Genomic DNA, 13,263 nt, shown 5'->3' on the forward strand with positions numbered 1-13,263 from the left:
AGGGACGGGCCTGCGGCCCGCCCGCCCGCGGCCGCCCCCGCGGCAGCGTCACGGCACGGTCAGTACCACGCAGGACTCGGCCGGCAGGGTCAGTAGGCCGTCGGGGCCCGGGGGGTCCACCGGGGTCCATGCGGCCAGGACCCGGGTCTCCGCCGTGCCCAGGGGGATGGCCGCAGGCTCCTTGCCCAGGTTGAGGGCCACCCGGACGTCGCCGCGGCGGAAGCCGAACCAGCGGGCGTCCTCGTCGTAAGCGACCTTGACGTCGGACAGGTCCGGGTCGGAGAGGTCGGCGTGGGTGCGGCGCAGGGCGATCAGGTCGCGGTACCAGGCCAGCATCCGCGCGTGGGGCTCGGCCGACGGCTCGGACCAGTCCAGGCACGAGCGGTCACGCGTCGCCGGGTCCTGCGGGTCCGGCACGTCCTCCTCCGCCCACCCGTGCTCGGCGAACTCCCGCCGCCGCCCCCGCCGCACCGCCTCCGCCAGCTCCGGATCCGTGTGGTCGGTGAAGAACTGCCAGGGCGTGCCCGCCGCCCACTCCTCGCCCATGAACAGCATCGGCGTGAACGGCCCCGTGAGTACCAGGGCCGCCGCGCACGCCAGCAGACCGGGGGAGAGCGTCGCCGACAGCCGGTCGCCCTGGGCCCGGTTGCCGACCTGGTCGTGGGTCTGGGTGTAGCCGAGCAGCCGGTGCGCGGAGACCCGCGTACGGTCCAGGGGACGGCCGTGGGACCGGCCGCGGAACGACGAGTACGTGCCGTCGTGGAAGTACCCGCCGGTGAGGGTCTTCGCCAGTCCGGCGAGCCCCGCCCGCGCGAAGTCCGCGTAGTAGCCCTGCGCTTCGCCGGTCAGGGTCGTGTGCAGCGTGTGGTGGAAGTCGTCGTTCCACTGCGCGTGCAGCCCGATGCCGCCCTCCGCGCGCGGGGTGACCAGCCGCGGGTCGTTGAGATCCGACTCGGCGATCAGGAACAACGGCCGCCCCACCTCGGCGCCGAGCGCGTCCACGGCCGTCGACAGCTCCTCCAGGAAGTGGCACGCGCGCGTGTCGCGCAACGCGTGCACCGCGTCCAGGCGCAGCCCGTCGAGCCGGTAGTCCCGCAGCCACGCCAGCGCGCTGCCGAGGAAGTACGCCCGCACCTCGTCCGAGCCGGGCGCGTCCAGGTTGACCGCGGCACCCCAGGGCGTGTGGTGCCGCTCGGTGAAGTACGGGCCGAAGACGGGCAGGTAATTGCCGGACGGGCCCAGATGGTTGTGGACCACGTCGAGCACCACCCCGAGGCCCAGGTCGTGCGCCGCGTCCACGAACCGCTTGAGGGCCTCGGGGCCGCCGTACGGCTCGTGCACGGCCCACAGCGACACCCCCTCGTACCCCCAGCCGTGCGTTCCCGGGAACGGGCACAGCGGCATCAACTCGACGTGGGTGACGCCCAGTTCCGCGAGATGCCCGAGCCGCTCGGCGGCCGCGTCCAGCGTGCCCTCGGGCGTGTACGTGCCCACGTGCAGCTCGTACAGCACCGCGCCCGGCAGTCCGCACCCCTCCCACGGCACCCGCCACGCGTACCGCCCGTGGTCGACGACCGCGCTCAGCCCGTCCGGGCCGTCCGGCTGACGGCGCGAGCGCGGGTCGGGCCGGACCGGCCCGTCGTCGACGGCGAACCCGTAGCGCGTGCCGTCCGTCGCCTCCGCGTCGGCCGTCCACCAGCCCGGGCGCTCGGGATCGCGCTCCATCGCGTGCGTGGCGCCCTCGCGGTGGAGCGTCATCCGGTCGGCTTGCGGTGCCCACACCTCGAACTGCACGGAACGGTTCTCCCTCGGCTGCCGGTCGTGATGGTCGGGGGACGGTCAGGAGTCGTCATGGAGCCTTCCCGTCCATCGTGCGGCAAACGAGATCAAGGCGCCCTCGGATCGGCGCGTTTGCCGCGCGCGTCGCACTCTCGTGCGCCATGTCCGAGGATCGTCACCGTTTACCGGTTTTCTGGACACCCCGGCTTCACTGACCGACAATCACACGCGTGACGTCGTCTTTCGAGTTCAACACCTACCCCGCGCGGCTGTCGGACGCCGAGCGCGACCACGCGCTGAGGGTGCTCCGTGACGGCGTCGCCCTCGGCCGCCTCTCCCACGACACGTTCATCCGGCGCATGGAACTGGCCCTCACCGCCCGTCGCTCCGACGAGCTGGCCGCGCTCACCGCCGACCTGCCCGTCGAGAGCCGCTGGTCCCGGCTGGTCCTCGGCACCGTAGGGGCGGTCTCCGGCTTCGGGGTGAAGCTCCGCCGGGCCTGGCAGGCCGAACGGCTGCCCAAGCTCCAGCTTCCGCACCCGGCGAGCGGCCACGCCCTGCGCATCGGCCGCGACCCCGCCAACGGGCTCCGGCTCAGCCACGAGACGGTCTCCCGGGTGCACGCCGAGCTGACCCGGCAGGGCGGCATGTGGATCCTGCGCGACCTCGGCTCCACCAACGGCACCACCGTCAACGGACGTCGGGTCATCGGCGCGGCCGTCGTCCGCGACGGCGACCAGGTCGGTTTCGGCCGCATGTCCTTCCGCCTCTCCTCCGAGTGACCCCGCCGACCGAGCCACCGCAAAGCTCTGGCCTGGGATTTACACAGCGAGTTTCCGAACGTGCCTCGTGTTCCGGGGTGTTGACGTACGTTCTCGGCCATGACTGACTGTGCGTACACCATGCACACCAGGTGAACCGACGGCGTCGCACTCTGGGGAGGTGTGCCCTGCCGCCACTTCTCCGCTACCCGACCGTGGACGAGCTGTCCGCCCGCGCCGCGACCCTCGTCACCCGACATCCGCACCGCGCCCGACTGCGCCGCGTGGGCACCTCACGGGCGGGCACACCGATGTGGCTGCTGTCCGTCGGCCGCGGCACCCGCCAGGCCCTCGTCGTCGCCGGCCCCCACCCCAACGAACCCGTCGGCGGCGCCACGGTCCTGCGGATCGCCGAACGCGCCCTGGCCGACCCCCGGTTCACCGAGGACGTCGACACCACCTGGAACCTGCTGCTCTGCCTCGACCCCGACGGCTCCCGACGCAACGAGGACTGGCTGTCCGGCCCCTACACGCTCGGCCACTACTTCCGGCACTTCTTCCGCCCCGGCTTCCTGGAGCAGCCCGAGTGGCTGCCCGAGGGGGCGGCCGCCGCCGCCCTGCCGGAGACCCGCGCCCTGCTCGCCCTCCAGGACGAGCTGCGCCCCTTCTTCCAGTGCTCCCTGCACGGCGTCGACGTCGGCGGCGGCTTCGTCGAACTCACCCGCGACCTGCCCGGCCTCGCCGAGCGGGTCGCCCGGATCGCCGGCCGCCTCGCCGTGCCCCGCGAGCTGAGCCCGTACGACACCCTGTACTGGCCGCGTCTCGGCCCCGCCGTCTACCGCATCCCGCCCCCGCGCCGCGGCGACCTGGCCGCCGCGATCACCGAGGCCGCCGTCGAGTCCACCTGGTACCACCCGCACCGCTACGGCACCCTCACCGCCGTCGTCGAGGCCCCCATGTGGGGCGTGGCCGCCGTGGAGGACGGCTCGCCCTCACCCGACGCCCACGCGGTCCTGCGCACCGTCAGCCGGGCGCTGCGCCGCGACACCCGGCTCCTGGAGGGCATCCTCGCCCGCGTCCGCCCCTCGGTGAGCCGCGGTCCGGACGCCGCCCGGCTCCTCGCCCCCGTCGACGACTACGTACTGGTAGGACCCGGCCTCGCCGACGCCTGGGACCCCGACGTCCACGACGGCACCGCCCGCCCGCTGCCCCCACTCGACACCGCCCGGCTCACCACCCTCGCCATCTCCGGCCGCCGGGTCACCCTGCGCACCGCCGGGCTGCTGCACCAACTGGTGACCCGCGCCGGACACGACCCGGCGGGCGCGCTGCCCGAGCTGAACCGGCTCCTCGACGAGTGGTGCGCCGACTACCGCGACCGCTACGGGGCGCGCTGGATCCCGGTGGCCCGCCAGACGGAGTACCAGACCCGTGTCGTCCTCGCCGCGTTCGAGCTGGCCGCCCGCCGGGCGCGTGGCGCGCCCGCCTGCGGTGAACCGCACGCCGAGTCCCGTTCGGGTGAGCCGGAATGGAGTTCCGAGCCCGCCGTGCCGATGCACCGGGAATGACGCACACCATCCTCCACACCGTCCGCGGCGGCCTGCTCGCGGCCCTCGCCCTGCTCACCCTCGGCGCCGCCGCGCCCGCCGAGGCCGCCCTCCCGGGCAACTGGCTCTACGTCACCGTCACCCGCGGCGACGCCCGCTCCGGCGACACCCGCGGCACCCTGCTGCTGTGCGACCCGCCGCAGGGCCACGCCCGCGCCGCCAGGGCCTGCGCGGAACTGGCCCGGGCGGGCGGCGACGTCGGCCGCATCCCCCCGAAGAACGGCATGTGCGTCCAGGTCTACGCCCCCGTCCGGGTCACCGCGCGCGGCGTGTGGGACGGCCGGCCCGTCGCGTACGGGCACACCTTCGCGAACAGCTGCTTGATGGCGGCCCGCACGGGCTCGGTGTTCGCCCTGTCGAACTGACCGCACCGCGCGGGGCGCTCAGGGCCCGCCTTCCTCCCGGGCGTGGGAGGCCGCCGCCAGCACCGTCCGCATCTGGTGCTCCACCTGGTCCCGCACCGGCACCCACCGCGCGCGGAACCGGTCGGCGAACGAGTCGCTCCACTCGCCGACGAGCCGCTCCAGCAGCGGCGCCCCCGGATCCCCGGCGTCCACCAGCACCCGCCGCAGCATCGCCGCCGCCCGCAGCGGCAGCCGGCGTCCGAAGGCGTCCACACTGCCCACGTACGCCCGCGACACATCGGGCGGCGGCCCCGCCACCCAGTCGCGGGCCAGCCCCGGTACCAGCGCCAGCGCCCACCGGGCGGCCCGCAGCAGCGGCCCCTCGGGGCCCGGCAGCCGGGGCAGCGCCTCGTCGAGGATCCGCTCCACCTCGCCCGCCTCGTCGAGCAGCCGCCGGGAAAGCTGCCGCAGCGCCGCCGTCGGGGCCGGGTGCGGGGCGGTGTCGTCCACCAGGTCGCTCGCCCACATCGGCACCTCGACGATCGCGGTGAGCCCGCCGTACCGGTGGGCGTGGTACCAGGTGCTGTGCCGAGCGTCGTCCGGCAGGCTCGGGAACGCCGCGTGCCCGGGGCCCGGCATCACGAACACCCCGGGTCCCGAGGCGGGCCAGCCCGCCGCGTCGGAGGCGCTCGTCTCCACCGGTATGCCGAGCTCCGCCGCCGACTTGGCGAACGGCTCGGCCAGCCCCGGCACGTTCTTCGTCAACTGCACCCAGCTGCCGCCGAGATCCGTGCCGTGCAGGGTCACCTGGAGGTAGGGCCGCAGCTCGTCGAGCACCGTCAGCAGCGCCCGTGTCTCGGGCGGCAGCCGGTCCGGCGGCAGCACCGCGGGCGACCACTCGGGCTGCTCCGGCGCGGCCGGCCGGAAGAACCCCAGGTGGTAGTCGAGGAGGGTGCGCGGCGCCGGGGCCGTGTGCAGGCTCGCCCCGTCCGGGTCCGCGCACAGCACGAAGTGCCAGGAGACCCCGGTCCGCAACTCCCGGTCCCGCGCCACGCGCTCGGCGAGCGCCAGCACCGTCGAGCCGCCCGTCGGCTCGTTCGCGTGGGCGCCCGCGACGACGAGGACGGCACGTCTCGCATGGCCGACGGACAGCAGCCGCAGCGGCCGGCCGGCCCGCGAGAGGCCGATTCTCCTGAGGGCGCACAGGTGCGGCCGGCGAACCGTCAGCTCCCTCGCGCGCGACTCCAGCTCCGCCACCGTGGGATAACCGGGCTCCAACAGCAGACCCACCCCCGTCCAGTCCACCTGTCGACCTACCCGCGCCCAACCGGGTGGAGCGCGGGGATGCATGCAGTGTGCGTCGGCGCACGGGGCGGATCCCAGGGGCGTCCGGAGGCATTCACGGAGACCGGCGCGGATCGCGCCGCTACTCTGCGCCGACCCGCTCCAGCAGCGCCACCGGCAGCCCCTCGAACAGTTCCGTCACCGGTACCTCACCGGTGAACTCCCGTCCCCCGCCGAGCACGTCGGCCCACCGCCCGGCGGGCAGGGCCAGCCGGGTGCCCGCCCAGCAGCCGGCCCCGGCGAGCCGCAGCGACAGCCGGGTGACCGCCGTGACCACCGCGCCGGACCGCGCGAACGCCACGCAGTGCCCGGCCGCCGGTCCGGCCGCCGTGAGCGGCGTGTACGTCGCCGCGGCACCGAACACCTCCGGCCGCCGCTGCCGCAGCCGCAGCGCGGCCACGGTGATCCGGTGCTTGTCCGAGTCCCCGTCCCGAGGGGCGAACGGCGCCCGGTTGTCGGGGTCCACCAGCGCCCGGTACTCGCCCTCCGTGCCCTGGTAGACGTCCGGCACCCCCGGCATGGTCAGGTGCACCAGGGCCGCACCGAGGGCGTTCGCGCGGATGTACGGCTCCAGTTCGGCGCGCAGCCGCCCGGTGACCTCCGTGTCCGCCGCCGGGCCCCGCGCCACGAACTCGGCCACCGCCCGCTCGTACGCCGGGTTCTGCTCGGTCCACGAGGTGTGCAGCCCCGCCTCCCGCACATGCTTGAGCAGCGCCCCCTCCAGGCGCTCCGCGTCGGCGGGTCCGAGCCCGAACGCGGTCTGCCACGCGGCCCACGCCAGCTGCGCGTCCGGCACCCCGGCCCCGCCCCGCGTCGCCTCCGCCAGCGCGTCGGCCCACCGCTCGGGGCATTCGCCGAGTACCGCGATTGCCGACCGGACATCGGCGCTGCGCTTGGTGTCGTGCGTCGACAGCACCGTCCCGGTCACCGGCCAGTCCCGCTGCACGCGCGCGCAGTAGGCGTGGAAGTCCTCCGGGGAGACCGCGGGGCTCCCCGGGTTCCCGCCCACCTCGTTCGCGGACAGCAGTGGCACATGACGGTAGAACGCCGTGTCCTCCACCGACTTGGCCCGCAGTGCCGACGAGGTCTGCGCGAACCGCGTCCGGAACTCCACCTGCTCCGGCCCGTCCCCGAACCGCCCCAGCACCAGATCGCGTACCACGTCGACCGCCCTCGCCTCCTCGGGCACCGCGAACGCCGTACGCGCCTCGGCGGCGGCCTCCTCGGTGACGACCAGGGAGGCGTCCTCGCAGGCGTACGGCCGATAGACCTCCATCCGTACGAGCAGCTCGCACAGCGCGGTGCGCAGCGCCCACGGCGCGCGGTCGCGCAGCGCCAGCTCCTGGGAGCGCTCGCACAGCCCGTGCGCCACCCGGGTGAGCCGGTCCACCTCCGCCGCCAGTTCGTGCGTGAGCACCTCGTACGCGGCCCGCCGCGCGGTCGCCGCCCAGTCGCCGCCCCGGTCGGGCTCGGCGGCCGTGAACCGCCGGTACCGGTCCAGCAGCTCGCCCGCCCCCGCCGGGTCGGTGAACAGCCCGTCGACGTGGCGCAGCGCGTCGTACCCGGTGGTCCCGGCGACCGGCCAGGCCGCCGGCAGGGCCTCACCGTCGCCAAGGATCTTCTCGACGACGGTCCACCGGCCGCCGGTGGCCTCGTGCAGCCGCCGCAGATAGGCGTCGGGGTCGGCGAGCCCATCGGGGTGATCGACCCGCAGCCCGTCGACGACGCCGTCGTGCAGCAGCTCCAGGATCTTCGCGTGGGTCGCGTCGAACACCTCCGGCTCCTCCACACGCACCCCGATCAGCTCCGAGATGCTGAAGAACCGCCGGTAGTTCAGCTCCGTACGGGCCAGCCGCCACCACACCGGCCGGTACCACTGGGCGTCCAGCAGCCGCGGCAGCGGTAGCTTCTCGGTGCCCTCCCGCAGCGGGAAGACATGGTCGTAGTAGCGCAGCTCCTGCCCGTCGACGACGAACTGGTCGATCTCCTCGCCCAGCGGCCCCCCGAGCACCGGCAGCAGCACCTGCCCGCCCCGCGCCTCCCAGTCGATGTCGAACCACCGCGCGTACGGCGACCCCGGGCCCTCCCGCAGCACCTCCCACAGCGGCCGGTTGTGCCGGGGCGCCATCGCCATGTGGTTCGGCACGATGTCCACCACCAGCCCCAGCCCGTGCTCCCGGGCGACCCGCGCCAGCTCCCGCAGCCCCGCCTCACCCCCCAGCTCCCCGCGCACCCGCCCGTGATCGACCACGTCGTACCCGTGCGCCGACCCCGGTACCGCCTCCAGCACCGGGGACAGATGCAGGTGCGACACGCCGAGCGAGGCGACGTACGGCACGGCGTCCGCCGCGGCGGCGAACGGGAACGCGGGCTGGAGCTGGAGCCGGTATGTGGCGGAAGGCGCGACAGACGTCATAGGGACCTACGTACCCGCCCCTGGCGGATCGGAGCACCCTGACACGCGAGGAGACGGGGTTTTCCCGCGTCTAGGGCCTGTCGTTTGGTTCGCGCCTGGGCCGCGGGGCTTGGCACGCACATCTGCCGCTTTGTCGTCGGTTGCCAACTCCCCCACGCTCGAACAACCTCGCGCGGGCGGACCCCCGTCGCGTTGAGGCCCTCCTCCGCCCTGCGGCTGCACGCACCAAGCCCGCTCACCGGCAGCAGCCTCAAGGCACCGCAGCCCGAAATCGGCATGATCCAAACGACAGGCCCTACGCCGGCCGGCGCAGCACCGCGAGGCTCCGGTCCACCAGCGTCACCCGCTCCCCGGCATCCACCTTCGGGCCGTCGTCGGGAACCGCGTCGTCCCGCCCCGTGTCCACGACCACCTGCCACTGCCGCCCGTGGTTCACGGGCACCACGAACTCCAGCGGCTCGGCCGACGCGTTCACCATCAGCAGGAACGAGTCGTCGGTGATCCGCTCCCCGCGCGCGCCCGGCTCGGAGATCGCGTTGCCGTTGAGGAACACGGTCAGCGCCCCCGCCCTGGCCGAGTCCCAGTCCCGCTGGGTCATCTCCCGGCCCTCCGGGGTGAACCAGGCGATGTCCGACAGCTCGTCGTGCGTGCCCTCCACGGGCCGCCCGTGGAAGAACCGCCGCCGCCGGAAGACGGGGTGGTCCTTGCGCAGCCAGACCATCGCGCGCGTGAAGGCCGGAAGATCGGCGAAGGCGTCGGCGCTCCCGCCGTCACCCTCGCCTTCACCACCGCCGTCCTCACCGGCGCTGTCGCCTTCACCGGCGCCGGCGGACGGCCAGGGCACCCAGGACAGCTCGTTGTCCTGGCAGTACGCGTTGTTGTTGCCCCGCTGCGTGCGGCCGAACTCGTCGCCGTGGCTGAGCATCGGCACACCCTGCGACAGCATCAGCGTGGCGATGAAGTTCCGCATCTGCCGGACCCGCAGCGCGAGCACCTCGGGATCGTCGGTCTCGCCCTCGGCGCCGCAGTTCCACGACCGGTTGTGGCTCTCGCCGTCCCGGTTGTCCTCGCCGTTCGCGTCGTTGTGCTTCTCGTTGTAGGAGACCAGGTCCCGCATCGTGAAGCCGTCGTGGCAGGTCACGAAGTTGATGGAGGCCAGCGGACGCCGCCCGTCGTCCTGGTACAGATCGGACGAACCGGTCAGCCGCGACGCGAACTCGGCGAGGGTGCGCGGCTCACCGCGCCACAGGTCCCGCACGGTGTCCCGGTACTTGCCGTTCCACTCGGTCCACAGCGGCGGGAAGTTGCCCACCTGGTAGCCGCCCTCGCCCACGTCCCAGGGCTCCGCGATCAGCTTCACCTGGGAGACCACCGGGTCCTGCTGGACCAGGTCGAAGAACGACGACAGCCGGTCCACCTCGTGGAACTGCCGGGCCAGCGTGGCGGCCAGGTCGAAGCGGAACCCGTCCACATGCATCTCGGTGACCCAGTACCGCAGCGAGTCCATGATCAGCTGGAGGACGTGCGGGGACCGCATCAGCAGCGAGTTCCCGGTCCCCGTCGTGTCCATGTAGTAGCGGGGGTCGTCCGTCAGCCGGTAGTACGACGGATTGTCGAGGCCCCGGAACGACAGCGTCGGGCCCAGGTGGTTGCCCTCGGCCGTGTGGTTGTAGACCACGTCGAGGATCACCTCGATCCCCGCCTCGTGCAGCGCCCGCACCGCCGACTTGAACTCCAGCACCTGCTGCCCCCGGTCGCCCCAGGAGGCGTACGCGTTGTGCGGGGCGAAGAAGCCGATCGTGTTGTAGCCCCAGTAGTTGTTGAGGCCCATGTCGACCAGCCGGTGGTCGTTCACGAACTGGTGGACCGGCATCATCTCCAACGCCGTCACACCCAGCTCGGTCAGGTGCTCGATGACCGCCGGGTGGGCGAGCGCCGCGTACGTACCCCGCAGCTCCTCGGGGAGCCCCGGGTGCCGCATGGTCAGACCCTTGACGTGCGCCTCGTAGATCACCGTGTGGTGGTACTCGGTGCGCGGCCGCCGGTCGTCGCCCCAGTCGAAGTAGGGGTTGACCACGACCGACGTCATCATGTGCGGGGCGGAGTCCAGGTCGTTGCGCCTCTCGGGCGCCCCGAAGTGGTAGCCGTACACCTCCTCCCCCCAGCCGATGGAGCCGCTGATCGCACGCGCGTACGGGTCGAGGAGCAGCTTCGCGGAGTTGCAGCGCAGCCCCCGCTCCGGTGCGTACGGGCCGTGCACACGGAACCCGTACCGCTGCCCGGGCATCACGCCCGGCAGATACGCGTGCCGCACGAACGCGTCCGTCTCGCGCAGTTCCACCGCCGTCTCGGAGCCGTCGTCGTGCAGCAGACACAGCTCGACTCGGTCCGCGGCCTCCGAGAAGACCGCGAAGTTGGTGCCGGCGCCGTCGTATGTGGCACCGAGCGGATACGCCTGTCCAGGCCAGACCTGCATGGATACGACTCTTCCCGTTGTCGCGCGCCGCCGGGGCGACTGTCGAAGGGAGTCTCCCCCAAAGTGGGGAACCATCGACGGCATATGTCTTTCTTGCCGCGGCGCCGTCCGTCACCCCTCCTCGGGGCGAGAATCTGAATCGGCCCGCTCCCGGCCCGCCCGGGAAACGGAACCGTCGTACGACACGCGGTGGTTGAGAAACGACCTGTCCATCCGGCTGCACCGCCCCCCGCTCCCGGAGTACCCTTCCTTGATCGTTGAGTAGGGGTGAGCTCGGGGGAGCGGAAGGCGGTGCGTGGGTGGGCTCGGGAGGGCTGGAGCTGCCTCCTGGTGACACGGGCGACACGGGTCACGAGGGGAACTCCACAGATGTCCCGCCCGGCGCGGTGTCCCTGGCACGGCCGATGGAGACGGGATCCATCGGCCCGGAACTGGACTGGAACGCCGACGCCTGGCTCGAGGTGCGTACGCGCGCCCAGCGGGCCGGCCGCGCCTACATCTGGCTGAACCTCGTCGAACAGCGGCTGCGCGCCGTCGTGGCCGCCGTGCTGCGCCCCGTCTACGAGCCGGTGCACGGCGACGACTGGGTGGTGGCCGCCGCGGGTCCCGCCGGACAGGAGTGGGTGCAGCGCGCCGTCGCGGTGCGCGAGGTCAGCCGCCGCAAGGGCTATCTGCTCGACCCGGCCGACGACAACGTCCTCAGTTTCCTCACGCTGCCCCAGCTGCGCGAGCTGATGGTCCAGCACTGGCCCTGCTTCGAGCCGTACGTCGACGAGCGGCGCGACGTGGAACTGGCCCTCGACGAACTGGAGGTCACCCGCAACGTCGTCTCCCGCAACCGGGCCCTGTCCGAGGCCGTCCTCGCCCAGGCCGAGCGGGCCTCGGCGAAGCTGCTGGAGATCCTCGGCGCGGGCAGCGACGTCCCCTCGGCCCGCCGACTGCCCGTCGACGCGGTGGAGGACCTGGTCGGCGACCGGTACGCGGACGTCGTCGCCGTCCACCCCGACCGGGTGCGGCTGCTGCGGCAGTTCCCCGCCGAGGACCTCTTCGGCGGCGCCCGTCGCCTCGACGCCATCGGCATAGGGCTCAATCTGCTGGTGCAGAACTTCTCCGGGCGGCGGCTGGTCCGGCTCGCCGAGTCCGGCTGCCGCGTCCGGCTGCTGTTCCTCAACCCGGCCTCCAGCGCGGTCAAGCGCCGGGAGCGGGAACTCGGTATAAAGCGGGGCGAACTCAGCCGGGCCGTCGAGATGAACATCCTGCACATGCGCCGGGTCCGTTCCCGGCTGCGCGACCCCGGGGCCTTCGAGATCCAGGTCTTCGACGAGACCCCCCGCTTCACCGCCTACCTCGTGGACGGCGACGGCTCGGACGGCATCGCCGTCGTCCAGACCTATCTGCGCCGCACCCGCGGCATGGAGGCGCCGGTGCTGGTGCTGCGCGGCGGCAACCGGGTGCTCAAGGCGGACGAGAACGGCGAAGTCGGGCTTTTCGATACGTATCGCGAGGAGTTCGAGGTGGCCTGGGCCGACTCGCGCCCGGTGTCATGAGTCACGCCACGCCCCGAACCGGCCCTTTACCGGCCCGCGCACCGGCCCCGGAGTGTCTGCCGCGCGGCGGTAAGCGGAACGCGGTCCTCGGATTGTCAGTGGCGCGTGCGATGGTGGTGACCACTGGGGGAAAGCACCACCAAGAAGGGGGGCCAGCATGGGTTGGCACCGGCAGCTGCTGATCGGCTTCGACCTGGAGACCACCGGGACGGACCCGCGCGAGGCGCGCATCGTCACCGGGGCGGTGATCGAGGTCAAGGACGGGGAGCCGGTCGGCCACCGGGAGTGGCTCGCCGACCCGGGCATGGAGATCCCGGAGGAGGCGGTGGCGGTGCACGGCATCACCAACGCCCGCGCGACGGCCGAGGGCAGACCCGCCGACCAGGTCGCCGGCGCCATCGCCGACGTCCTCGTCTCCTACTGGAAGACCGGCGTCCCGGTCGTGGCGTACAACGCGGCCTTCGACCTCACCCTGCTCTCCGCGGAGTTGCGCCGCCACGACCTGCCGTCCCTGCGGGACCGCCTGGGCGGCTCCGATCCCGCCCCCGTCATCGACCCGTACACCATCGACCGCTCCGTGGACCGCTACCGCCGGGGCAAGCGCAACCTCGAAGCGGTCTGCGCCGAGTACGGCGTCCCCCTGGACGCCGCGCACGACGCCTCCGCGGACGCCCTGGCCGCCGCCCGGCTCGCCCGGGCGATAGCCGGCCGCCACCCCAAGGTGGCCGCCCTCGGGCCCGCCGAGCTGCACCGCCGTCAGATCGAGTGGTACGCCGAATGGGCGGCCGACTTCCAGGACTTTCTCCGCCGCAAGGGCAACGCGGACGCGGTGGTGGACGCGACCTGGCCCCTGCGCGAGCCGGCGGACGAAACGGTCCGCTAGGACCTTCGTTCCGACGGACCGATCACGGACGCATCAAGCGGGGATCGGCGCATGGACGCCCACGGATCGACGCACGGACGCACCACGGACCGACCCACGGACCGAC

Annotated in this window: 9 protein-coding genes; 5 read left to right on the plus strand and 4 right to left on the minus strand. The window is 73.3% G+C overall.

The annotated features are described in order from the left end of the window. Positions 1-48 precede the first annotated feature (48 nt). Positions 49-1,794 (minus strand): malto-oligosyltrehalose trehalohydrolase, encoded by a 1,746-nt coding sequence (gene treZ, locus ACZ4Z3_RS19830; RefSeq protein ID WP_468502205.1) that lies wholly within the window; start codon positions 1,792-1,794, stop codon positions 49-51. A gap of 215 nt (positions 1,795-2,009) precedes the next feature. On the opposite strand from treZ, the gene ACZ4Z3_RS19835 reads away from it, so the two are divergent. The 3 genes from ACZ4Z3_RS19835 to ACZ4Z3_RS19845 all read left to right on the plus strand — a co-directional run bounded on the left by ACZ4Z3_RS19835 (position 2,010) and on the right by ACZ4Z3_RS19845 (position 4,512). Then, positions 2,010-2,561: an FHA domain-containing protein gene (locus ACZ4Z3_RS19835; RefSeq protein ID WP_468502206.1), complete on the plus strand. Its 552-nt coding sequence runs from the start codon at positions 2,010-2,012 to the stop codon at positions 2,559-2,561. A 152-nt stretch (positions 2,562-2,713) separates the two neighbouring features. Next, on the plus strand, positions 2,714-4,108 hold the full coding sequence (locus ACZ4Z3_RS19840) for a M14 family zinc carboxypeptidase (protein WP_468502353.1): 1,395 nt from the start codon (positions 2,714-2,716) through the stop codon (positions 4,106-4,108). After that, positions 4,105-4,512, plus strand: a complete 408-nt coding sequence (locus ACZ4Z3_RS19845) for an SSI family serine proteinase inhibitor (protein ID WP_468502207.1) — start codon at positions 4,105-4,107, stop codon at positions 4,510-4,512. The genes ACZ4Z3_RS19840 and ACZ4Z3_RS19845 overlap by 4 nt, the downstream gene beginning before the upstream one ends. Positions 4,513-4,530: 18 nt before the next feature. Here the strand turns inward: ACZ4Z3_RS19845 and ACZ4Z3_RS19850 are convergent, their stop codons facing one another. From ACZ4Z3_RS19850 to glgX, 3 genes are all read right to left on the minus strand, one after another. Further along, positions 4,531-5,781, minus strand: coding sequence for a M14 family zinc carboxypeptidase (locus ACZ4Z3_RS19850; RefSeq protein ID WP_468502354.1), 1,251 nt, complete (start codon positions 5,779-5,781; stop codon positions 4,531-4,533). Between the two features lie 136 nt (positions 5,782-5,917). Continuing rightward, on the minus strand, positions 5,918-8,251 hold the full coding sequence (gene treY / locus ACZ4Z3_RS19855; RefSeq protein ID WP_468502208.1) for a malto-oligosyltrehalose synthase: 2,334 nt from the start codon (positions 8,249-8,251) through the stop codon (positions 5,918-5,920). A 295-nt stretch (positions 8,252-8,546) separates the two neighbouring features. Further along, positions 8,547-10,727 carry a glycogen debranching protein GlgX gene (glgX, locus tag ACZ4Z3_RS19860; RefSeq protein WP_468502209.1) on the minus strand — a complete coding sequence of 727 codons (2,181 nt, stop codon included), beginning with the start codon at positions 10,725-10,727 and terminating at the stop codon, positions 8,547-8,549. A 299-nt stretch (positions 10,728-11,026) separates the two neighbouring features. Between glgX and ACZ4Z3_RS19865 the strand changes: the two genes are divergently transcribed. Further along, positions 11,027-12,274: an SAV2148 family HEPN domain-containing protein gene (locus ACZ4Z3_RS19865; RefSeq protein WP_468502210.1), complete on the plus strand. Its 1,248-nt coding sequence runs from the start codon at positions 11,027-11,029 to the stop codon at positions 12,272-12,274. A gap of 157 nt (positions 12,275-12,431) precedes the next feature. Beyond that, the gene (locus ACZ4Z3_RS19870; RefSeq protein ID WP_468502211.1) at positions 12,432-13,157 is read left to right on the plus strand and encodes an exonuclease domain-containing protein; all 726 of its coding nucleotides are present in this window, start codon (positions 12,432-12,434) and stop codon (positions 13,155-13,157) included. Positions 13,158-13,263: the final 106 nt, after the last annotated feature.

Source organism: Streptomyces sp. NPDC030296 (genome assembly GCF_055572815.1).

Coding starts and splice junctions, on each gene's coding strand:
- ACZ4Z3_RS19845 (WP_468502207.1), top strand. CDS start 4,105: ATGACGCACACCATCCTCCACACCGTCCGCGGCGGCCTGCTCGCGGCC.
- treY (WP_468502208.1), bottom strand. CDS start 8,251: ATGACGTCTGTCGCGCCTTCCGCCACATACCGGCTCCAGCTCCAGCCC.
- glgX (WP_468502209.1), bottom strand. CDS start 10,727: ATGCAGGTCTGGCCTGGACAGGCGTATCCGCTCGGTGCCACATACGAC.
- ACZ4Z3_RS19870 (WP_468502211.1), top strand. CDS start 12,432: ATGGGTTGGCACCGGCAGCTGCTGATCGGCTTCGACCTGGAGACCACC.